We start from the raw sequence: 23,058 nt of genomic DNA, 5'->3' as shown, positions 1-23,058 counted from the left end.
TTTAATGAAGGGAAAGGTTTTCGGATACTTCGACTCCGATACCTTCCAGCTCTTGAGTTAGTCTGGAATTGATCTCTTTCAGTCTTCGGGGAGACGCGTCTTGACTCTGAGCAATAAGATGTAAGATTTGTTTAATGTCTTGAGTCTCAGACAACACTTTCTTTTTCTCCTCAAAAAATCCTGAACTTGATACGTCTCTTAGTTTTGCAATCCTTTCGATTGTCAGTGCAATATCAGCCTTTCTGTCAACAAAATCTTTCACGATTTCATGATAATTACCAGGAATTTCTCCTGTAAATTGGGTAAGCAAGAGATAACTTGTATAATAGAGGATTTGTTCTTGTACTCGTTTCTCAAGGTTATTCACCGCCCCTTGTCTACGAGATGTTTTTCCAGAAGTCTGGTGGTATTCATTCCAGTTATCAATCGCTTTAGCGACATTTTGTAATAAAGCCAACGTCTTGTCAGGTTGTGTGAAATCGCCAAATTTTGAAAACAATTCCACTGCTTGATTAAGCTGTGTGGTTTGAGGGGAAGGAAAGTCAATTATAACTGAGCTTTCTTTTTTCCAAGTTGCCAATTCATCATTAATTTTAGATTGCATGATGTACAACATATAGAGTTCTGGATTTTGTTCTTTTAAGTACTCAGGTGTAAGTTTGCGTATATCTATTCGATTTGAGTTGGCAAAATCCATTAAAATGGCTTGAAGCTGCGTACAATGAATGGGTGTGTAAACATATTCATTATGACGAGCATCGAACCTATAATAAGGGAGAAGCGTATGGTTATTTACTAATCCTAGTTTCTTAAAGAACGTTATCGCTTGCTGCGTTTGTTCATAATCAGGTGCATAGTGCCCACTGCCACTGTCCATCATTGTTGGCTCACCCTGAGGAATTTCAGTTTGCCCTGCCATAAACAGTCTTGTCTGCGAATAGTAATCAGCATAAGAAGGATGAAGAATGGGGTCTGGATCAAGTAGCCAGGATATTCTTTGGGGAGCAAGACTGCGTCCAATGAAAAAGCTTCCATTGGCGTGCACAGTATAGATGGCTCTTTTGGGGAAATCTTCAGTCGTTTGTGAGAAAGTGTCATAACCTTTGATGGACAATTTAGCTGTGGTGACGTAATCAAAAGTAAGCCGTCTATTGTCTGCTTTACCTGTGGTAGCGAGTTTAAGAAGCTTCCCTTGATAAGGGATAGCACGAAATCCTTCAAGCTCTTCCGGGCTGAATGTTTTTTCATCAACGTTAGAACGGAGTGTCCAGATGGTTTCTTCTTCCTTGGAGCCTCTGCCACCATAGACCAAGAGATTAGAACTTTTTCTTAGCTTGTCATAAAATTGCACGAAGATGCTTTCAAGCTCTTCCTTATCTTTATTGCGTGACTCTGCTTTATAAAGGGCCCATGGATCATTGCTAACATCACCGGGCTCGGGGCGTGCCCAAGGCATGTAATAAGGATCATATTGACGTAACCTTACTCTGGCCTCTATCTTCTCATGAATGTTTTCTATCGTATCTTCATTAACAATATGTCCAATAACGGTCAATATAGAAGAATGTAGATCGCTGTAATTCTTATTTTCAGAGAATGACTGCACGTGAGTCAAAAGATCAATTAAATTATCAAAGCGCTCATAGATTGTTTTTGCATCATAAATTTTGGTCAAGAGTTCTTCTACTCTAGGATCAGGTTGGCCTTTTTTCCGCCAATCATTAACCGATAAAAGGGTAGGAAATGGCATAGAAATAGTTATTTAGATTAATATAAAATAAATATAGTTTAAAAATTAACCATGTGGTTTATATTTTAATAACTTGATTTATGGAACGAGAAATGGCAGAGAAAAAAGGCAGACCTTCTTTCTTTCCTATTCCTTATGAGGTTGAAGAAGGGAAAACATACTATTGGTGTGGCTGTGGGAAGAGTAAAAATCAACCTCTATGCGATCAAAGTCAAAGTGATTGTGAAGAACAATGTGTCCCATACAAGGCTATACTTACAGAGACAGTATATTTTTGTGGTTGCAAGGAGACAAGGGATCCACCCTTATGTGATGGTTCTCATGCACGGTTGGTGCTTGCATCTTTAAAGAAAGACTAATTAGCAGATTAAAGGGATTTTAATGATGCTTGAACAACAGTCTAAAAAGAAAACGACTGATACCATTACTCAATACGAAGAGCAGTGTAATAGGCTTCAAAGTGAAGTTGATATGCTCAGAAATGCTATTGATCAATTAACGACTCTACCAAGTGGTATTCATCTTGATCTGGATAAACATTTACTCGATCTCAAGGATGCTCTTAAGGAAAATAAAGATTCAAAATCAATTCAAAAACGTATCGCATCCTTAGTGGATGTTATGTCCGATCTCCAACAACAAAAACAGGATGATAAAATTATCATCACTGATTTCATTAAACAGGGAGCAGATCTCTTAAGTCAAATGCTGATCGAGCTTAAAGACAAACATGCCTTTGAGCGTATGGAACAATTGCTTAAAACGGATGCTGACGAAAGAAAACTGATAAAGCATTTCAGTAAGTTGCTAACAGAATGTGTTACCACCGTTGCTGAACAAATTGAGTTTTGCGAACAGCACCATACGTTACCTGAAAAAGAAGCGCTTCTTAATACACGGATTAATGCAACTTTAGCGCAGATGATTAACTATATACCTCTCCCTAAGGATTTGACTTCAAAGCATAAATTTCTTAAGTCCAGCCTAGGGCATTCATTAACAGAGGAGTCTTTGGTTTCGCTATTAGAGGAGTTAAAACAATTCGTCATTACTGCATTTGGTTTTGAACAAACACGAACGAAGCGGTTTTTGGTTGAATTTGGCAATCACTTGCGAGATGTAGGTAAGTATCTAAAATTATTGAAGGATAGTCATGTTTTTGCCAGGGAAGATATGCAACGATTGGAAAATGACGTTTTGCTTAATATTCAAGAGATTGAGAATCAGACGAACAGTGCTAAAACCCGAGAGGAACTATCTATAGAAATAGGAGCGAAATTAACAGCGATACGCTCACAAGTTAAAAAATATAAGGAAATTGAATACAGACGCTTAGCAGAGTACGAGCAAAGGATGATGATCTTACAGGATAAGCTAATGGAAACAGAGCGTGGTATAAATGAAATAAAAAACATGCTGTCTTTCGAAAAACTAAAAAATAATCAAGATAGCGTGACCGGTCTACCGAACAGGGTTTCTTATGAGGAACATATCAAAGACGCCTATAACCGTTGGCACAGAGGGTTTGGTGATTTGAGTTTGGCTGTAGCAAATATCGATAATTTTAAGCAAATTAATGATAAATACGGGCATTTAGCGGGAGATAAAATCCTTAAAGAAATCGCTATGTTACTCAAATCTTCCATTCGTGCGGTTGATTTTCTTGCTCGTTATAACAATGAGGAGTTTGTATTTATTTTTGAACACACTCATATTCAGGATGCGGCTAAAGTGGCCGAAGGCTTACGCAATGTGATTGAGGAATCGGTGTTTAGTTACCGTGATAAGCGAATCTATGTGACGGTTTCATTTGGTTTGACAAACCTACAACATGGAGATGATATCGGAAGCATTTTTATGCGTGCTGATGAAGCAATGTTGCAAGCAAAGCAAAGTGGCCGTAATCGCGTAGTTACTCTTTAACATGGAATTACCGTGGCTTGACCACGGTATCCATGCGATCATCAATTAAGCCGCAGGCGTCGGCCAAGAAAACCCACTTTTAATCGTAGCCCACTTGATCTAGTCTTCCCATTTTGGGATCATCAGGGGCATGAAAATTTGTTGGTTGTCGTATGAGCAAACTAAATGATATTCCAGTTGTTGTTGAGAGTGGCCAAAAATATCGCACCCAGCAGGGGGTGATCGCTATCAAAGACGGTGTTAAGTCGGCTGGACATGCCTCTGAGCGTTTGCCTAAGCCGAAGTGGTTACGAATAGTTAACCATACGACCCCAGCTTACCAACAGGTCAAAGATCAAGTCACTAAACATCGATTGGCAACAGTCTGCGAAGAGGCAAAATGTCCCAATATTGGCGAATGTTGGTCACATGGGACTGCAACGATCATGCTTATGGGCGCCGTTTGTACGCGTGCTTGTCGTTTTTGCGCTGTCGATACTGGTAATCCACACGGCTGGCTGGATCTCGAAGAGCCTGAAAATACAGCAAATACTGTGGCTTTGATGAATCTTGATTATGTCGTATTAACCTCGGTAAATCGTGATGATCTAGCGGACGGTGGCGCTAAACATTATGCTGAGACAGTGAGAGCGATCAAAAGGCGATGTCCCAACACTAAAGTGGAAGCATTAACTCCTGATTTTCAGGGAGTAAAAGAAAGTGTTGCGGTTTTATTGGACAGTGGTGTTGATGTTTTTGCACAAAATGTAGAGACGGTGGAGCGTTTGACTCACCCTGTAAGAGACAATCGCGCTGGCTATTGGCAAACGCTCGAGGTTTTAGGTTATGCCAAGCAGTATCGTCCAGATGTATTGACAAAAACAAGCCTGATGTTAGGTTTAGGTGAAACTGATGAAGAAATCATCCAAACAATGGATGATTTACGTAGCCAAAACATTGATATTCTAACCTTAGGTCAATATCTGCAGCCCACCAAAAATCACTTGTCAGTTTCGCGTTATGTAACACCAGAGCAATTTCTAAGGTTGCGCGATATTGGATTGCAAAAGGGATTTTTCGAAGTCGCTTCGGGGCCTCTGGTACGCTCGAGCTATCGGGCGGATCGAGTGTTCAAGCGTGATAACTTAGGATTATAGGACGAATCGTGCCAAGACCCTTGATACCAACTATTCTATGTGGCGGAGCCGGATCACGCTTGTGGCCGGTTTCTCGTGAATTACATCCCAAGCCGTTTATCCGTCTTGAAGGTGGTCAAAGTTTGCTACAAAAAACATTCTTACGCGCTGCGGCACTTGATGATGTGCAGGAGATCCTGACTGTAACCAATCGCGATTTATTTTTTAAAACAGAAGATGAGTTTCGTGAAGTAGAACCGACAAGAATAAATTTATCATTTATTCTTGAACCTTTTGGTCGTAATACGGCAGCAGCTATTGCTGCTGCCGCATTACAAGTCGCTGAGAACCATGGTCCCGAAGCAGTGATACTGGTGCTACCTGCTGATCATTTGATTTCAGATCAAAGTGCTTTTGCGAAGGCCATTGCTCAAGGCGTAGAATTCGCGCTAGAAGCGAAAATCGTTACTTTTGGTATACAACCACAAAGCCCCGAAACGGGGTATGGCTATATTGAAGCTGAAGGTAATACGGTGTCGCGTTTTATCGAAAAGCCTACCTTGGAAGCGGCGCAAGAATATGTGAATACTGGACGTTTCCTATGGAACTCTGGCATGTTTTGTTTTATGGCGGGGACCATGTTGGCCGAAATGGAGCTTCATTGCCCTGACATTCTTTTTAAAACCAAAACTTGCATTGAGTTATCACGAACAGCCAAAGGCACGGGATTCACTCAGCTTGAGCTGGATTCCCAAACCTTTGATGATGTCCCTGACATTTCTATTGATTATGCTGTGATTGAAAAATCCACAGCGATCGCTGTTGTCCCATGCAATATTGGTTGGAGTGACATAGGTTCCTGGAATGCTCTTGGTGATTTGATTGATCCTGATGCAATGGGGAATCGTATCGAAGGAGAAGCCCATCTTCATGATGTGGCGAACTGCTATATTCGCAGTGACAGCAGATTATTATGTGCCCTTGGGGTTGATAATCTTTTTATTATTGATACCCCCGATGCTTTACTCGTGGCTGATAAATCTCGCGCCCAGGAGATTAAACATATTTATGCCAAGCTTAAGGCGCAAGGACATGAAGCGCATAAGCTTCACCGCACGGTACACCGTCCTTGGGGTTCTTATACGGTATTGGAAGAAGGTGCTCGTTTTAAAATAAAGCGCATCGAAGTACGACCTTACGCAAGTCTTAGCCTACAAATGCATTATCACCGAAGCGAACACTGGATTGTGGTCAGCGGTATGGCCAAAGTGATTAACGGCGAGCGCGAAATGCTTGTAAATACCAACGAATCCACTTATATCCCAGCAGGCCATAAACATCGTCTGGAAAATCCTGGGGTCATCCCTCTAGTGATGATCGAGGTACAAAGCGGTGAATATATGGGCGAGGATGATATTGTCCGTTTTGAAGATAAATATGGGCGGAGTTAAGCTTAATGGCTCTAAAAGGAGAAAATATTCTATCCTTCTCTCCCTTTGGGGAGCACTGCCATTAAGTTAAGGGTTTTCTCTATCTTCGAATTACCGCGGCTTGACCGCGGTATCCATACCCAAACTGATATAATGGACTCCGCGGTCGATGCCGCGGGGATTCGGGATTGCTTAACTTAATGGCAGTGCCCTTGGGGTGAGGGTATTTAAATTTCAAACAATCTCAATCCCTTGCTTACGAAACCGACGTTGTAAGACCCGAGCAAGAATAGTCATAATAATTCCCAAGCCCAAAGTAGTTATCCCCATAACCAAGTAGTAATGTTGGTAAATAACGATGCTTTCTAAAGCTGTAATATTCTCAGGAATAGCCACAAAACTTGCTATTCTCCCTGAGATAGCATTTGATAAGGAAGATGCTAAATACCAGACCCCCATGGCAAAAGCGATGGCTTCACTATCGCAATAAAGTCCTATCATGCTTAATCCTACGGCAGAAACCCACAGTTCAGCCAAGGTAATTAATATATAAGTGAGGCCAATAAAATTGCCATTCACATATCCTGTATGTGTGACAGTAGCGGCAAAAGCCATCAATAACAATGCGGCTCCTGCCAATAAAGTGCCTGCCGCAAATTGATAGGGGATAGTAAAACGAGGAAAGCGAGCATAAAATCGTGGTAATTGCGTGCCTAATGCGATAATTAACAAAGGGTTAAGTAGCTGATATTGGGCAGGAGACAGATGGATACCCAACAGTTGTAAATCAGAGTTATTTTTAGCAAAGAGTACTAGCGTACTGTTCATTTGGTTATAGATCACAAAGAAAACAACAGCTTCCAAGATCAACAATAAGGCAACCAATTGTTTACTGCGGCTTTCACCTGAAAGAGCCAATGTTCTCCAAAAAAACCAAAAAATTCCTAAACCACATCCTACACTGATCACAAAGCTGGCATGGTAAACATGCGAATAAGCAAATAACGTAAAAACATAAATGATCACTATATAGGTAAATAGAATAAGTTTATCCCTTAGTGAAAAGGGAACTTTATCTTGCCCCCAAATCACATTGTTATAAAGGGAGTAGCGTTTCGCAAAATTCAAGGCAGCAATGGATTTACCAATAAAAACCAAAGTCAGTACTGATAAAGGCCCATACTGACTATCCAAAAGTTGCGGGGCAATCAAAGTGGCTAATAAAGCGCCTACATTGATAGACATATAATAGAACGTCATGGCTGATTTGGCGGCAATGGCATCATCAGAATAAATGCGAGAAACCATGCTTGAAGCCGTACCCATCAACAAAGAATTGGTGGCCGGAACCAGGGCATAAGCGGCTATGAATAGATGATCTCCATGGGAGGCCAGAGTATAACCACTTAGCATCACCAACAAATAAGCTATAGCCAGGAGAATGCTGCCTAGAAGAATGGCACGACGCACACCGAGAATTTTATCAGCCATAAAACCACCGAGAATAGGCATTAAATAGCCAGTGGCCTGACTGATCCCCAGAAAGGCATAAGCTTTCTCTTGTGTATAACCTAATCCGTGAGCTAACAATGGTCGAGTTAGGAAAAGAATTAATATGGTATTAAGAGCATAAACCGAGAACTGACTCCAAAATGTAATGAAAACAATATTTGTTGTTTGTTTTTGGCGCAGAGTGAATTGGCGAAAGTACGTCTTGATGGTTTGCTCCATTATCGAGTCCTTCAGTGTTGCGGCTAAACCCGTTTAATTCAAACCGAATTACCGTGGCTTGACCATGGTATCCAGCGATCTTCAATGAGCCATGGATACCATGGTCAAGCCACGGTAATTCGATGAAGCTTGAAGATCGAGTTTAAAGAATTTACTTTAACCCAGGTTTTATTTTTTAGCTAATATCACGTCAATAATATGGGTATCGCGATAAGGGAAGGTAAAGATCTCACTAAAAAGGCGTTTCAATCGTTGTAACAAAAAATTCTTTGGTAACATGCGAATTGCAAGACTGTTTAAAAACCAGGTTCCTTCAATACCGAATTGAATTAACTCGTCAATATCATTGATTAGAATCGGTATATACAAACGTTCATGCCGCAACATTTTGAATTTATGTTGCGTAAAAACATGCATCAGCTCATCAAGCCCTGAGGCAACTGTGGTATTTTTTATCATGGTCTTATAATAATGACCGACCACAGTGCTTAACAACGAACCTTTGGCAATGAACTCCGCCAAGTATTGCTGAGCCACCGGGAAGGATTCATAGGTGGTCGTAATCAAAGAAAAATAACCATTGGCACGAGTCAATAAATCGGCCTCATCAAATAAGGTACGGATGGGAATATAGGCGTTGATAAAATGAGCCAATACTAAATCTTGACTGTGATGCGGAAGATAACGGCTTGCTTCTATAGCGCTGCCCTCAATCGTAGTAAGGGACAAGGCCTTTCGAGCAAGGACTAGCATTTTCGGAGAAATATCAATACCAGTGAAATCAGCCTCAGGCATAAATGTTTTAAGCTGTTTCAAAAAAGCACCATTACCCACACCAAAGTCCAACACTTTATAATGTGGTCTTAATCCTAAACGTTCCCGTCTGATTTGCGCAATGGCTGCACGATGGCTTTGTGTAATGGAGCCAAAACGATCGGCGGTGGCATAATGGCCCGCAATCTCATCATACATGGCCTTTAGGGACACCTAGTCTTTCCAACTTATAAACATCCAAACAGTATATCCCCATTTGATGTCATTATGCGAATACTCTTTATAATTGTTGACATAAACCAAGTCCACAAGCGTCTATAATCGTATATTTTCGACACATCTTTTGGGGAATTTCTTTAAATGACTTATGATTAACAAGCATTAATAAAATATCTGCTTCGGCTAAGGCTTTCTCAACAGTACTCAGCTCCACAATCTCAACTAAGTCTGATGGCAGTGTCTCGATATTAGGTTCAACAGCAAGCACATGTCCATGATGGTTGAATGTAATTTCTTTTACGATTTTTAAAGCTGGACTTTCTCGTAAATCATCGATGTCGGCCTTAAAAGTCAAACCAAAACAGGCAATGGTAATGTCTTTTGCTATCTTTTCAGGATTGTTCTGTAGAAATTCGGAAACGGCCAACCTAACTTTCTCAGCTACCCATGTTGGTTTATTATCATTGACTTCACGTGCAGTACGAATTAGCTGGGCTTCTTTAGGAGCTTGGCTCACAATGAACCATGGATCGACAGCAATGCAGTGCCCGCCAACACCTGGTCCTGGCCGAAGAATATTGACGCGCGGGTGATGATTGGCAAGTTGAATCAATTCCCAAACATCGACATTCATTTTGTCACAAATGAGAGATAACTCATTGGCAAAAGCGATATTGACATCACGAAAGCTGTTTTCAGTCAATTTGCACATTTCAGCGGTACGTGAATTAGTGACAATGCATTCACCCTCAACGAAAATTTTATAGAGTTGTACAGCCATGGCTGAACATTTAGGCGTCATACCCCCAATAACACGATCATTTTGGACTAATTCGCGCAAAATATGTCCAGGCAAAACTCGTTCCGGACAATAGGCAATTCTAATATCAGCATTCTCGCTATGAGTTTGTGGGAAAGTCAGATCTGGACGAGCGTTTGCGAGCCAGCCCGCCATCATCTCAGTTGTCCCAACTGGTGAGGTGGATTCGAGAATGACCAAATCACCACTCTTCAAAACGGGTGCAATTGATTGACTGGCGGCTTCAATATAACTCAAATCAGGAGAGTGGTTGTCTTTGAATGGTGTTGGTACGGCAATCAGGAATGCATCAGCAGATTCAGGTTTTTGGGTTGCGTGAAGATATCCCTCAGTAACAGCAGCGTGCACTACAATGTCTAACTCCGGCTCTACAATATGAATTTCACCGCGATTGATGGTATCAATTGTTTTTTGGCAAATATCGACACCGGTAACACGAATTTTACGAGAAGCGAATGCCGCAGCTGTTGGTAAGCCTATGTAGCCAAGGCCGACAACAGTTACTTTTGAAAATTGAGCTATATTTTGATTTTGTTCTAACATAACAGGGTTTCTTCCATATAACCGGTGATATTTTCAACCGGGGTCAACGAGTGGATGGAAGAAGCATTGCGATCCCTGGTTTTCAATTGTGAGATGATTTGCACAATCCGAGCTGATGCTTGTCCATCGCCATAAGGATTCTGGGCATGGCTCATCTGCTGATAGAGCTTTGTATCAGTTAAGAGCTCCTTGACATTGATGACTATTTTTTCAACATCTGTCCCTACTAATTTAACGGTACCTGCTTCAATGGCTTCTGGTCTCTCAGTTACGTCCCGCATGACTAAAATCGGTTTGCCGAGCGAGGGTGCTTCTTCTTGTATGCCCCCAGAATCGGTGAGAATCAGATAAGCAGACTTCATCAAATAAACGAACAGGGGGTAATCCACAGGTTCAATGAGATAAATGTTATCAATATTCTCCAGCAAAGATTTCACTGGCTGTTGTACTCGAGGATTTAAGTGTACCGGGTATACAACGTCCACCTCAGGAAATAATCGAGCAATTTTAGCTAATGCCTGGCAAATGCGTTCAAAACCTTTACCAAAATTTTCTCGTCTATGTCCGGTTACCAGAAGTAATTTACGCTCGTCTCTTAAAAAGGGAAATTTTTGCTTAAGCTCGTAAGCAAATTTGGGTTGCGACTCTATTTTGGCAACCATTTCTTGCAGCGCATCAATGACCGTATTGCCTACCACATGTATTGTTTCGGAAGCAATTCCTTCCTGGATAAGGTTGGAGCGTGAGCGCTCAGTAGGTGCGAAATGTGCTACAGCCAATGCACTTACTAACTTACGGTTAGCTTCCTCCGGCCAGGGAGAATTCAGGTCGCCTGTTCGAAGGCCTGCTTCAACGTGTGCGACAGGAATATGGTGATAGTAAGCGGAAAGAGAAGCCGCAAGTGTGGTTGTTGTATCGCCATGAACCAAAACCAAGTTGGGTTTGTATTGTTTGAAGACCTCTGCAAGTCTCAATAATATCTTGGCAGTAAGATCACTAAGATCCTGATTAGTCGTCATTACCTGCAAATTAAAGTCTGGCACTATCTCGAATTGATCAAGAACCGACTGCAGCATCTGCTGGTGCTGGCCTGTCACACATACTTTACTACAGATATTTTGATTGATTTCGAGTTGCTTGATGAGCGGGGCCATCTTAATTGCTTCAGGACGAGTACCAAAAACACAAAGTGTGTGGATAGTCATAACCATCTAATTCCATCTAAAAATCAATGCAAGCTTTATAAATCAAACTGGGGTCCAGTATGCGAATGCATTATTACATAGGTCACTAAATTGTGTCATTAAGCACGTGCAGAATTTAATGTAGTTATAACCACATAAAATTTTTATAAAAAAGGAGTTTAGAGCAGCTTAATTAATCCTTGACATATTTTTTCAATTTCACTAGATTGGGCCCAACTTTATAAGTAGATGAAGATAATCATGTTGGAGGGAAACCATGATTATCAGCAGCACTGGTTACTTTATTTTGCAGGGATTTTTCTAGTGAATCCGCGAAATAAAATGAATTCCATTGTTTGATGCTGGCAATTTGCTCGTGCTGGCTATTCTGGTTGCCAATTGTTGACTGTACAGAATTAAACATGGGAGAAGGACATTTTTTAAGCGTGTGATTAATATTCACGCGAAAGATAAAAACAAAAAGGAGTAGTTTTAGTGTGTAGCCTGGTGACAAGAAAAACGAGTGAATACCATGTTCAATAATAAGTCAATTCTCATTACTGGTGGCAGTGGATCGTTCGGAAATCAGTATGTCCGTACAATTTTAAATCGTTATCAGCCAAAGAAGCTCATCGTATATTCCCGAGATGAAATGAAGCAATATGAAATGGCTCAAATTTTTTCGGATAAACAGTACGATTGCATGCGTTATTTTATTGGCGATGTGCGTGATCAAGAACGCTTGACCATGGCTATGCGAGGTGTGGATTATGTTATTCATGCTGCAGCGCTTAAGCAGGTTCCTGCTGCTGAGTACAATCCAATGGAGTGTATAAAAACTAACATACATGGTGCGGAAAATGTAATTCAGGCTGCACTTGCAGCAGATGTAGAGAAGGTCATTGCTCTCTCGACAGATAAGGCAGCAAACCCAATTAATCTGTATGGTGCTACCAAATTAGCTTCAGACAAGCTATTTGTTGCAGCAAATAACGTAGCTGGTGGTCATCGCACACGCTTCGCAGTAGTACGTTATGGGAATGTCGTCGGTTCACGTGGTTCAGTAGTGCCTTTTTTCAAAAAACTCATTACCCAAAACGCTGAATATTTGCCCATCACTGATGTTCGCATGACTCGTTTTTGGATTACTTTGCAGCAAGGTGTTGATTTTGTTCTTAAAAATTTTGAGCGAATGAGTGGTGGTGAAATTTTTGTTCCCAAGATTCCATCCGTTCGTATTGTTGATTTAGCGACAGCAATGGCTCCTCATATGGAACAAAGAGTGATAGGCATTCGACCAGGGGAAAAAATTCATGAAGTGATGTGTCCTGCCGATGATTCTCATTTAACGCTTGAGTTTCTTGATCATTTTGTTATAACTCCTTCTATCTCATTTACTGATCATAATAATAAGTTTTCCTCTAATAAATTAGGTGAGAAGAGTTGCCCTGTGGAGCAAGGGTTTGAGTATAACTCAGGTAAAAACGAACATTTCCTTACTGTAGAAGAGATTGTTAAATTTAATCAAATGGCAGAGGCAGAGGCTGTATGATACCTTATGGCCGTCAAAACATTACGGAAGATGATATTGCTGCTGTAGTTGAGGTATTGCGGTCCGATTGGTTGACACAAGGTCCAATGGTTCCTCGCTTCGAACAAACAGTGGCTGATAAGGTTGGTGCTAAGTACGCTGTTGCTGCTAACTCTGCGACCAGTGCTTTGCATATTGCCTGTCTTGCTTTGGAGCTTGGTCCTGGTGATTGGCTTTGGACTTCACCAAATACGTTTGCTGCTTCTGCCAACTGTGGGCTTTATTGTGGAGCAAAAGTCGATTTTGTCGACATTGACCCTCATACTTACAATTTAAGTGTTAAAGCGCTTGCGGAAAAACTGGAGCACGCTGAACACTTAGGTACTCTCCCCAAAATCGTTGTCCCAGTACATTTTGCCGGTCAATCTTGCGAGATGGCTGAAATTCATGCGCTTGCTCAGCGTTATGGTTTTAAGATTATTGAAGATGCTTCACATGCAATTGGTGCACAATATAAGGATAAACCCGTAGGGAGTTGTATTTACAGCGACATTGCTGTTTTTAGTTTTCATCCAGTTAAGATTATTACAACTGGAGAAGGCGGCATAGCGTTAACCAACAACGCTAACTTAGCGGAGCGTATGCAACGTTTACGTTCTCATGGTATCACGCGCGATCTGAAGCAGATGCAAGATACTCAACAAGGTGCTTGGTTTTATGAGCAGATTGAGCTTGGGTTTAATTATCGCATGACGGATATTCAAGCCGCTCTTGGGGTAAAGCAGCTTGAGCGATTAGAGCAGTTCGTTACACAAAGACGGCATCTTGCTGCGGTATATGATCACTCTCTTGCACAGCTTCCTTTAAAACGACCGTTTCAGCATCAGAGCACTTGTTCGTCTTTTCATCTTTATGTTATTCAAGTTGATCCAAAGCACTCTCCTCTCGATCGCAACGCTTTGTTTGCTTATCTGCGAAAATCAGGGATTGGAGTTAACGTGCACTATATCCCGGTTTACAAACACCCTTATTATAGAAAATTGAATTTTGCAGAAATCTTCTGCAGTGAAGCAGAGCAATATTATGCTAATGCAATTACCCTCCCTTTATTTTTTGGTCTTGAAGCATCTCAACAATCCGAGATCATTGAGGTATTAACCAAGGTATTGCAAAAATGACACCATCCAATGTTCAGCTAGCCTTAGGAACAGTACAGTTTGGGGTAAAATATGGGATTGCTGGCCGTGGTGAGCCAGTTCCGCCAAAGGAAGTGCGACAAATTTTTGCAAGAGCATGGGAGCTAGGTATTCGCGCACTTGATACAGCCCCCGTTTATGGTGATATTGAAGAGCGTTTGGATGCCCTGGTAGGGGATTATCCGTTCAAGATGGTATCAAAGATACCAGCAATCCCTCATGAGTTAAGTGCTAATGCCATGGCTGATTTTGTCATTGAATCCATCGACAAAACACGCCAACGTCTAGGTAGACGGTTAGATACTCTCTTGTTTCATTGTAGTGATGATTTGCTTCATGAACAGGGCGAGTTTGTTTGGAATACAGCATCTAAAGCAATTTCTGATTCGACTATTCGTCTTGGCGTATCCTGTTATTCACCTTTAGAGCTTGAGATTTTGCACGGAAAATATCCTGTGGAGGTCGCTCAAGTACCCGGGAATGCATTTGATCAGCGTTTAATGTCAGCTACTCATTTGAACGGTGTAGAACTATATTTGCGTAGTGTTTTTCTGCAAGGAATCCTTTTGCTAGCTCCTGAAATTGTGGCTAAACGGTTACCCCAAGCAACAGGAATTATTAATGCCTGGCAAAATTGGTGCAACCACCATGGACTCAGTCCTCTACAGGCTGCTTTAAGTATTGCAAAGGGATTGCCTGGAGTTCGCTATTGCGTAGTAGGAGTAGACAGGTTATCTCATCTTGAAGAAATTATGAGCGCATGGGATAGTATCACTCCTATGAGTGACTTAGCGCTTGCTACGACTGATCAAGATATTATTGATCCGCGATGTTGGCATTCAAAAGAAACTAGATATGAGGTAAGCAAATGAAACGATGCTCCTTTTGTGGACTTCCTGAAACTCACGAAACGATTTCATTTGATGAGAGTGGTGTTTGTAATATTTGCCGACAACAAGAGTACAAGCGGGATTGTATTGATTGGTCAATGAATAAAAGAGCGCTTGATGAACTTATAGAGGAACACCGCGGGAAATATGATTACGATTGTATTATTCCGTTTAGCGGAGGAAAGGATAGTACTTGGACGCTTTATTATCTTGTTAAAGAATATAATATCAAGCCGCTAGTGGTACGGTTTGATCATGGCTTTATGAGGCCAAATCTTGAGGAAAATGTTAAGCGTACTGCTCGGACTTTGGGTGTCGATATTATGACATTTACGCCCAATTGGAAAGTCGTTCAAAAACTGATGCTCCAAAGTTTCCTTGAGAAGGGTGATTTTTGTTGGCACTGCCACACGGGTATTTTTTCCTACCCCATGTGGGTGGCGCTTGAGAAGAAGGTTCCATTAATATTCTGGGGGGAACGTTCGGCAGAATATACCGCTTACTTCAGTTACGACCAGGTCGAAGAGGTTGATGAAAAACGATTTAATCGCTACGTTAATCTTGGAATCAGTGCCGACGATATGTTCATTCGTCTTGGTGGACAGGTCGATATTCGTCATCTTAAACCTTATTCCTATCCTCCTCTAAAGGAGTTACGTGCACTGAATTACCGTTCGGTTTGTTTAGGTTCCTATATTCCTTGGGATGTAAAACGACAATCAGAAATCATTCAGCAAGAATTAGGTTGGAAAGGAGATCAGGTCGAGAATGTACCTCCTCAATACCAATACGAAAAAATTGAATGTTATATGCAAGGCGTTCGAGATTATATTAAGTACATTAAACGTGGTTATTCACGTCCATCTCACCTCGTAGCTCTTGATATTCGCCATGGTCGATTAACCCTTGAAGAAGGTAAAAAACTTATTGCAGAGTATGAAGGACGTAGACCACCCAGTCTTGATCTATTTTTGGATTTCATTGGTCTTACGGAAGAAGAGTTTCTTGACATCGCCATGAGTCATCAAGTAAGCCCCTATGAGCATGATCTGGAAAAGACGCAGCCTGGTAAAAAAACGTCTGATTTTGATTCATGGAGTCGCGATGGTGCGATGTTTCGCGTCGATGTTGAAGAAATAGTTGCCCGTTGGCGTGCTAGCAAAGTACGAGAAGAGATAGCTTAAATGCACACAGCCAAGAAGTCAGTCGTTGGTATCATCGATTATCAAGCCGGCAATATTCAATCCATTGAAAATGCATTTAACCATATTGGGGCGCGCGTGCTTCGAGTGACAACAGAGAAGCAGTTATTGGAATGTACACATCTTGTTTTACCGGGAGTGGGTGCTTTTGGTTTTTGTGTAGAAAATCTACGTTCAAGTGAATTTATACCAAGTATCGAGCGCTGGGCCTTTGAAGAGCGTAAGCCCCTATTAGGAATTTGTGTAGGGATGCAGCTTTTAACTGAATGCAGTGAAGAATCACCAGAAACACCAGGTCTTAGCTGGTTTAATGGTGATATTAAGCGAATTCCAACATACCCTGGCATTCGTGTTCCCCATGTTGGTTGGAACTCAGTGCAATTTGAATGTGATTTTGGTGAGTTTATTTCCGGGAATAAAGCTGATTTTTACTTTGATCATTCCTTCGCCTATCAAAATCCTACTGAAAAAGAGGTGGTTGGTTTTTGTACTCACGGGGTGCGCTTTGGTGCAATTATAAAACGAGATAATATTATTGCTGCACAATTTCACCCGGAAAAAAGTCAAGAAGCAGGGCTGCGATTTCTAAGAGGATTTCTTTTACAATGACGTTGACCTTACTTAAAAAAAGATTAATCCCAAAGTTGTTAATTAAATACCGCAAAATTGGTTCGGTTACTCGTCCTGTTCTTGTTACCACAAAGCAATATAAAGAAACCTATGATGTAGGGGATGCAGTATCACAAGCGAAGATCTACGAAGCACAACTGGCAGATGAGTTGATTGTTTTGAATATCAATGGCACAACAATAGGTGATGATGCAACCATGCTTAACCTTGTTGAGCGTCTTGCTTGCGAGACATTCATGCCATTGGCAGTAGGTGGCGGTGTATGTACCTTAGCCGATTTCTCTACTTTATTGCAGTATGGCGCAGATAAGGTGTGTATTAATTCCAAAGCCATCTCTCATCCCAATTTGATTAGTGAAGCCGCAAGTCGATTTGGTTCACAATGTGTAGTCGTTTCAATCGATTTTCAGAAGGATGCCGAAGGTCGGTATGTAGTATTTCAGCCACAACTCAAACAATCTAGCAAGATTGATGTTGTTGAGTGGGCACAAGAGGTTGCTAAGGCTGGGGCAGGAGAAATTCTTCTGACAGATGTTGAACGAGATGGCCTGGGTTTAGGACTTAACTATGCTATTGGTCGCATTGTGGCTGAAGCCGTTCCAATCCCTGTGATTTTATCCGGGGGTTGTGGTTTAATTGAGCATTTTGCTGAGGGTTTTCAACAGGGCGGTGTTGAAGCTGTTGCTGCCGGAACATTCTTCAGCTTTCGGGATCAAAACCCTATGCAATTAAGGGCTCATTTACGCAATGAGGGTATCTCAATCAGGATGAATACTTAATGAGCGATTCTTGGTCTAATGAATACATTAAGTTGTTTAGGCTTGAGGAAGCCGATGTGACGACTTCCTATGTCAATTGGCTAAACGATCCAGAGATTAATCGTTATCTTGAGAGTCGATTTGCGAGCCATACGCTTAAGAGTACGCAACAGTTTGTTAGTGACTGTAAGGCAAGAGAGCATACATTACTGCTTGGCATTCGTTGTATCGAGCTAGAGAACATGCATGTTGGTAATATCAAGCTTGAAATTAACCGATGGCATGGGCTTGGTGAGGTTGGAATCATGATTGGTGAGAAAAAGGCTCAGGGGAAAGGCATTGCTACTCATGCCATTAAATTGCTTTCTATTATTGCTCGTGACGAACTGAAATTACGTAAACTAACTGCTGGTTGTTATGCAAGTAATAAAGCAAGTGAACGCGCTTTTGTGAAGGCTGGATTTACAGTAGAAGGTCAACGTCCCGATTTTTTTCTAAACAATGGCTGTCTTGAAGGCCTTACATTAATGAGTCTTGTTTTATGAAAATAGTTGCTATCGTTCAAGCCCGTATGGGTTCTACACGCCTACCTAATAAAGTAATGCGTACCATTGGTGCTACCCCCATGATAGGTTTACTATTGCAGCGTTTATCTCGTGCTACAAAGCTTGATGAAATTGTTCTTGCTACTTCAGAAGATCCTCGTAATGCAAGTTTGACAGAGTATGTTCAGCAGCTTGGGTATGGTGTTTTTCGAGGCAGTGAAAAAGATGTACTGGCAAGATATTATCATGCTGCCCAATCCGTTAAGGCGGATGTGGTTGTGCGTATTACTGGTGACTGTCCTTTGGTCGATCCAGAACTTGTTGACACATTGATTGCGAAATTTATAGAAAATAATGTTGATTATGTCAGTAATATAGCCCCTCCGACATTTCCAGATGGCCTTGATATTGAAGTTTTTAGTTTTAGAGCATTGCAAACATGTTATTCTGAGGCAAAGCATTCTTCCTACCGTGAACACGTCACGCTCTTTATGCGCGAAACAGCAGGGTTTTCTAAGTTGAATCATAGCAATCCTGAAGATCACTCCTGTCAGCGCTGGACTGTAGATGAGCTAGATGATTTTACTGTTATTAAAAATATCTATGAGCATTTTCATCCGCGTCTGGATTTTTCTTGGGAGGAAGTTATTCGTTTGCATAATGAAAAACCAGAATTGTTTGTAGCGAATCAACATCTCATTCGAAATGAAGGGGCAAAAATGGGTACTGGACAAAAACTTTGGAAGCGAGCTAAGCAAGTAATCCCCGGTGGGAATATGTTATTGTCCAAGCGGGCCGAGATGTTTTTACCCGATTTATGGCCAGCTTACTATAGTAAAGCCAAGGGTTGTAAGGTATGGGATCTGGATAACAACGAATTCATTGATATGTCCATTATGGGTATTGGCACCAATATTCTCGGTTATGGCCATCCCGAAGTAGACGCAGCCGTGCATGCAACGATTGATGCTGGCAATATGAGCACACTGAATTGTCCGGAAGAGGTCTATCTTGCTGAGCGACTGATTGAGTTGCATCCTTGGGCGGATATGGTGCGTTTTGCGCGCTCTGGTGGTGAAGCCAATGCCATTGCTATTCGTATTGCCCGTGCTGCCAGTGGTAAAGATAAGGTGGCTTTCTGTGGCTATCATGGTTGGCATGATTGGTATTTGGCAGCGAATTTAAAAAGTGGTGAATCGTTAGGTGATCATTTGTTACCTGGATTGGAGCCTAATGGTGTACCTGCAAATTTACGCGATACCATTTATCCCTTTAACTATAACCGTTTTGATGAGCTTCAAAATTTAGTTAATAACCATGACATTGGTGTGATCAAAATGGAAGTGTCGCGCAATCAGGGACCAGAGCCTGGTTTTTTGGAAAATGTTCGTAAGTTGGCCTCTGATAAAGGGATTGTGCTGATTTTTGATGAATGTACCTCAGGGTTTCGTCAAACTTTTGGTGGTCTTCATAAACTCTATGGTGTTGAGCCCGACATGGCTATGTTTGGTAAGGCGATGGGGAATGGTTATGCCATCACCGCAACCATTGGGCGGCGCGAAATCATGGAGGCGGCTCAAACGAGCTTTATTAGCAGTACGTTCTGGACGGAACGTATTGGCCCTGCTGCGGGATTAAAAACGCTAGAGATTATGGAAAAATTGCGCTCTTGGGAAGCCATTACTCAAAAAGGAAATCAAATCAAAAAACGCTGGCAAGCACTAGCGAATGAGTATCATTTAAAGATTGAACTTTGGGGATTACCTGCCTTAGCTGGTTTTACCATAGCAAGTCCTAATGCTTTAGCCTACAAAACCTTAATCACCCAGGAAATGCTCGCAAAAGGCTATTTGGCAAGCAATTGTGTTTACACAAGTATTGCTCATACATCAGAAGTCATCGATGACTATTTTAATGAGCTTGCGCCAATTTTTGCTTTGATTGCTGAATGTGAAGAGGGTCGCGACGTGATGAGCCTACTCACAGGCCCAGTATGTCATGCTGGATTTAAACGGCTCAATTAACATGTGTGAATTTAATAGGATAAGTCAATGCGGGTTGCATTTCGGGTGGATAGTAGTGCACAAATAGGCAGTGGCCATTTGATGAGATGCTTGACGTTGGCTTCGGAGCTGCGTAGTCGAGGAGCTGAGGTATTGTTTTTAAGTCGTCAACATCCAGGCCACATGATTGACAGGATCGAAGACGGAGAATACCAGGTACATCGCCTTTCGATTCCAATCACAAAATCTAAGCTTGATCGCAATGAGTATTCGGCTTGGTTAGGAGTAACACAAGAAGAAGATGCTGCCGAGACACTCGCAAGTCTTGATGGTCAAGGGTACGATTGGTTGGTAGTAGACCATTATGGTCTGGATATCACCTGGGAGAAAATGATTCGTCCGGCAGTAGGACGGATTATGGCTATTGATGATCTGGCGAACCGCGATCACGATTGCGATCTTTTGCTCGATCAAAACTATTTTAGAGACTTGGTTCAACGTCGCTACAAGGGTCGAGTACCTGATTCTTGTCAATGTTTACTTGGACCATATAATGCCTTGCTCCAGCCGGAATATGCACAATTGCGTGCTATTTTGCCGCCCTGTGATGGACAAGTGCGTCGCGTTCTGGTTTTTTTTGGCAGCGGTGATGCTACCGGACAGACAAGCAAGGTACTCAAAGCCTTGAGTCAGGCTGATTTGCAGCACTTGGTTGTTGATGTGGTTATCGGGCCAAATCACCCCGAGCCCGATGAGATTATACAACAAGCCACTGTTCGACCAGGAACAACTGTATATCGCAATCTTCCTACACTGGCTGGGCTTCTTGCTCGTGCTGATCTTGTCATTGGCGCTGGTGGTGCAACCACTTGGGAGAGAATGTGCTTAGGCAAACCCTCCGTGGTGACCAGTGTTGCAGACAATCAAAAAGCATTTACTCAGATGCTGGCTGTCGACGGGTATCAAGTGTCTTTAAGTGATGAGTTACCTATTACCCCTGTCGATTGGCAGCAAGCGATTGCACAATTGCTCAAAGAGCCTGCAGCCTTAATCCGTTTATCAAGAATGGCGAGTCAATTAGTCGATGGCTTAGGTTGTAAGCGAATTGCTCGTATTTTGCTTGGCCATCCTACATTAAATATCTACATGCGCCGCGTTTCTCATGTGGATGAAGCACTGCTTCTAAAATGGGCGAACGATCCTGAAGTTCGCATGCAAAGCTTTTCCCAGGAAGCCATTGGTGAAGAAGCGCATGCTCGGTGGTTTGCATCAAAATTGGCTGATCCTAATTCGCTCATGCTGATTGGTGAAGACGAGGCTGGTCTTCCTTTGGGATTAGTGCGATTTGATCTTGACAAGAAACAAGAGGAAGCCTTGGTTAGCATTAGTATTGATCAGACACTGCGCGGTATCGGTCTTGCAGGAAAACTATTGCAAAATGCTTTGGATTATTGGCGAGCTATTAGACCGGCCATCAAGTTTGTTGCTGAGGTACGTGATGAAAACAGGCGTAGCCAACGGCTTTTTATGCGGCTACAGTTCAACGAAGCACCTTCTCGAAGAATGGGTGCCAAAGTGTTTGAATTGAAGCCTGTATCACGGAATGACGCATGCATCACAATGCCGACGTGCCGTGGCTCGTCCACGGCATCCATGGATCCCGCGAACAAGTCGCGGGACGTAGACTCTGAGATGAAATGTCAACAGGCACCTAGTATCTATCGAGAATTAAATAAAGAGGAGTAAATATGAGCTTTGCTATCGGAGGGGTGGCAGTTGGTAGTGCAGCACCTCCCTTCATTATTGCCGAGATGTCTGGTAATCATAATCAATCGCTTGAACGAGCATTGGCTATCGTCGATGCCATTGCAGATAGCGGTGCTCATGCACTTAAGCTACAGACGTATACTGCTGATACCATGACACTTGATCTTGCTGAGCGTGAGTTTTTTATTGAGGATCCCAAAAGCCTATGGAAAGGGAATAGTCTTTATAAACTGTACGAACAAGCGCATACCCCTTGGGAGTGGCATGAAGCCATTTTTAAACGAGCTCAAACTCGTGGATTAGTGGCATTCAGTACACCGTTTGATGCTACGGCTGTGGATTTCCTTGAATCACTTGATGTGCCCGCTTATAAAATTGCCTCGTTTGAGAATACGGATCTCCCTTTAATCCGCAAAGTGGCTGCTACAGGAAAACCTGTGATCATTTCTACGGGCATGGCAACATTAGCCGAAATTGATGAGGCAGTCCGTACTGCTCGTGAGGCAGGTTGTCAGAATTTGGTTCTGCTTAAATGTACCAGTAGTTATCCAGCAAGCCCTGCATCTTCTAACTTGGCAACCATTCCACATTTGAAGACATTGTTTCATTGTGAAGTCGGACTTTCTGATCATACATTAGGTATTGGCGCAGCAGTGGCCAGTGTCGCACTTGGTGCCTCAGTCATTGAGAAACATGTGACACTTAGTCGTGCTGAAGGTGGGGTTGATGCGGCTTTCTCTCTTGAACCTTCCGAACTAAAGCAATTGGTCACAGAAACACAAACTGCCTGGCAGGCTCTTGGTCAGATACAACTGGGACCAACCAAGGAAGAACAAGGTTCTTTAGTCTTTAGACGTACACTCTATATTTGTGAAGATTTGGAGGCAGGGGATGTTTTGACGTCTCAAAATCTGCGGGCAATTCGTCCGGGGTATGGCCTACCGCCCAAATTCATTGACCAGCTAATAGGAAAACGCGTTGCCAGACCAGTGAAGCGTGGTACGTGCATGGATTGGGATCTTATTAGCTAACTAACAGTTGAGGTAT

20 protein-coding genes are annotated in these 23,058 nt (G+C 42.1%); 14 read left to right on the top strand and 6 right to left on the bottom strand.

Annotated features, from left to right (window positions below; genetic code table 11):
* Position 1: 1 nt before the first annotated feature.
* Positions 2-1,750 (bottom strand): hypothetical protein, encoded by a 1,749-nt coding sequence (locus CKV79_RS08895; RefSeq protein ID WP_028373012.1) that lies wholly within the window; start codon positions 1,748-1,750, stop codon positions 2-4.
* Between the two features lie 92 nt (positions 1,751-1,842).
* Here CKV79_RS08895 and CKV79_RS08890 point away from each other — a divergent pair, with 92 nt between their 5' ends.
* From CKV79_RS08890 to CKV79_RS08875, 4 genes are all read left to right on the top strand, one after another.
* A complete protein-coding gene (locus CKV79_RS08890) occupies positions 1,843-2,109 on the top strand; it encodes a CDGSH iron-sulfur domain-containing protein (RefSeq protein ID WP_028373013.1) in 267 nt (88 codons plus the stop codon).
* A 22-nt stretch (positions 2,110-2,131) separates the two neighbouring features.
* Positions 2,132-3,673: a GGDEF domain-containing protein gene (locus tag CKV79_RS08885; RefSeq protein ID WP_058387137.1), complete on the top strand. Its 1,542-nt coding sequence runs from the start codon at positions 2,132-2,134 to the stop codon at positions 3,671-3,673.
* Between the two features lie 152 nt (positions 3,674-3,825).
* Positions 3,826-4,809, top strand: a complete 984-nt coding sequence (lipA, locus tag CKV79_RS08880) for a lipoyl synthase (protein ID WP_028373015.1) — start codon at positions 3,826-3,828, stop codon at positions 4,807-4,809.
* An 8-nt stretch (positions 4,810-4,817) separates the two neighbouring features.
* Positions 4,818-6,239, top strand: a complete 1,422-nt coding sequence (locus CKV79_RS08875) for a mannose-1-phosphate guanylyltransferase/mannose-6-phosphate isomerase (RefSeq protein ID WP_095141772.1) — start codon at positions 4,818-4,820, stop codon at positions 6,237-6,239.
* A 213-nt stretch (positions 6,240-6,452) separates the two neighbouring features.
* Here the strand turns inward: CKV79_RS08875 and CKV79_RS08870 are convergent, their stop codons facing one another.
* From CKV79_RS08870 to CKV79_RS13835, 5 genes are all read right to left on the bottom strand, one after another.
* Complete coding sequence (locus CKV79_RS08870; protein ID WP_095141770.1) at positions 6,453-7,949, bottom strand: peptide MFS transporter; 1,497 nt, start codon at positions 7,947-7,949, stop codon at positions 6,453-6,455.
* A 168-nt stretch (positions 7,950-8,117) separates the two neighbouring features.
* Positions 8,118-8,936 (bottom strand): class I SAM-dependent methyltransferase, encoded by an 819-nt coding sequence (locus CKV79_RS08865; protein WP_028373018.1) that lies wholly within the window; start codon positions 8,934-8,936, stop codon positions 8,118-8,120.
* Positions 8,937-9,003: 67 nt separating this feature from the next.
* A complete protein-coding gene (gene wecC / locus CKV79_RS08860; protein WP_035915350.1) occupies positions 9,004-10,305 on the bottom strand; it encodes a UDP-N-acetyl-D-mannosamine dehydrogenase in 1,302 nt (433 codons plus the stop codon).
* Positions 10,299-11,516: a non-hydrolyzing UDP-N-acetylglucosamine 2-epimerase gene (wecB, locus tag CKV79_RS08855; protein WP_065236347.1), complete on the bottom strand. Its 1,218-nt coding sequence runs from the start codon at positions 11,514-11,516 to the stop codon at positions 10,299-10,301. The genes wecC and wecB overlap by 7 nt, the downstream gene beginning before the upstream one ends.
* A 232-nt stretch (positions 11,517-11,748) precedes the next feature.
* Positions 11,749-11,913 carry a hypothetical protein gene (locus tag CKV79_RS13835; RefSeq protein ID WP_154660307.1) on the bottom strand — a complete coding sequence of 55 codons (165 nt, stop codon included), beginning with the start codon at positions 11,911-11,913 and terminating at the stop codon, positions 11,749-11,751.
* A 108-nt stretch (positions 11,914-12,021) separates the two neighbouring features.
* Between CKV79_RS13835 and pseB the strand changes: the two genes are divergently transcribed.
* Genes pseB through pseI form a run of 10 tightly spaced genes read left to right on the top strand, consistent with a single transcriptional unit; the run spans position 12,022 to position 23,042 of the window.
* Positions 12,022-13,041 carry a UDP-N-acetylglucosamine 4,6-dehydratase (inverting) gene (gene pseB / locus CKV79_RS08850; protein ID WP_028373020.1) on the top strand — a complete coding sequence of 340 codons (1,020 nt, stop codon included), beginning with the start codon at positions 12,022-12,024 and terminating at the stop codon, positions 13,039-13,041.
* Positions 13,038-14,198 carry a UDP-4-amino-4,6-dideoxy-N-acetyl-beta-L-altrosamine transaminase gene (pseC, locus tag CKV79_RS08845; RefSeq protein WP_028373021.1) on the top strand — a complete coding sequence of 387 codons (1,161 nt, stop codon included), beginning with the start codon at positions 13,038-13,040 and terminating at the stop codon, positions 14,196-14,198. The genes pseB and pseC overlap by 4 nt, the downstream gene beginning before the upstream one ends.
* Positions 14,195-15,088, top strand: a complete 894-nt coding sequence (locus CKV79_RS08840) for an aldo/keto reductase (RefSeq protein ID WP_028373022.1) — start codon at positions 14,195-14,197, stop codon at positions 15,086-15,088. The genes pseC and CKV79_RS08840 overlap by 4 nt, the downstream gene beginning before the upstream one ends.
* A complete protein-coding gene (locus CKV79_RS08835; protein WP_035915354.1) occupies positions 15,085-16,290 on the top strand; it encodes an N-acetyl sugar amidotransferase in 1,206 nt (401 codons plus the stop codon). The genes CKV79_RS08840 and CKV79_RS08835 overlap by 4 nt, the downstream gene beginning before the upstream one ends.
* Entirely contained in the window at positions 16,291-16,917 is a 627-nt protein-coding gene (hisH, locus tag CKV79_RS08830) for an imidazole glycerol phosphate synthase subunit HisH (RefSeq protein WP_028373023.1), read from the top strand. It begins immediately after the preceding gene.
* Positions 16,914-17,717 (top strand): imidazole glycerol phosphate synthase subunit HisF, encoded by an 804-nt coding sequence (hisF, locus tag CKV79_RS08825; protein WP_035915356.1) that lies wholly within the window; start codon positions 16,914-16,916, stop codon positions 17,715-17,717. Before hisH ends, hisF begins: the two co-directional genes overlap by 4 nt.
* Entirely contained in the window at positions 17,717-18,241 is a 525-nt protein-coding gene (locus CKV79_RS08820; RefSeq protein ID WP_035915358.1) for a GNAT family N-acetyltransferase, read from the top strand. Before hisF ends, CKV79_RS08820 begins: the two co-directional genes overlap by 1 nt.
* Entirely contained in the window at positions 18,238-20,265 is a 2,028-nt protein-coding gene (locus tag CKV79_RS08815; protein WP_028373026.1) for an aminotransferase class III-fold pyridoxal phosphate-dependent enzyme, read from the top strand. Before CKV79_RS08820 ends, CKV79_RS08815 begins: the two co-directional genes overlap by 4 nt.
* A 27-nt stretch (positions 20,266-20,292) precedes the next feature.
* A complete protein-coding gene (gene pseG, locus CKV79_RS08810; RefSeq protein ID WP_051546137.1) occupies positions 20,293-21,990 on the top strand; it encodes a UDP-2,4-diacetamido-2,4,6-trideoxy-beta-L-altropyranose hydrolase in 1,698 nt (565 codons plus the stop codon).
* A gap of 2 nt (positions 21,991-21,992) precedes the next feature.
* Positions 21,993-23,042 (top strand): pseudaminic acid synthase, encoded by a 1,050-nt coding sequence (gene pseI / locus CKV79_RS08805; RefSeq protein ID WP_028373027.1) that lies wholly within the window; start codon positions 21,993-21,995, stop codon positions 23,040-23,042.
* The last annotated feature ends 16 nt before the right edge of the window (positions 23,043-23,058 follow it).

It is taken from the genome of Legionella lansingensis (assembly GCF_900187355.1).
GTDB lineage: Bacteria > Pseudomonadota > Gammaproteobacteria > Legionellales > Legionellaceae > Tatlockia > Tatlockia lansingensis.
The sequence above is the reverse complement of the archived record's forward strand: the minus strand, read 5'-3'. Positions and strand labels throughout refer to the sequence as shown.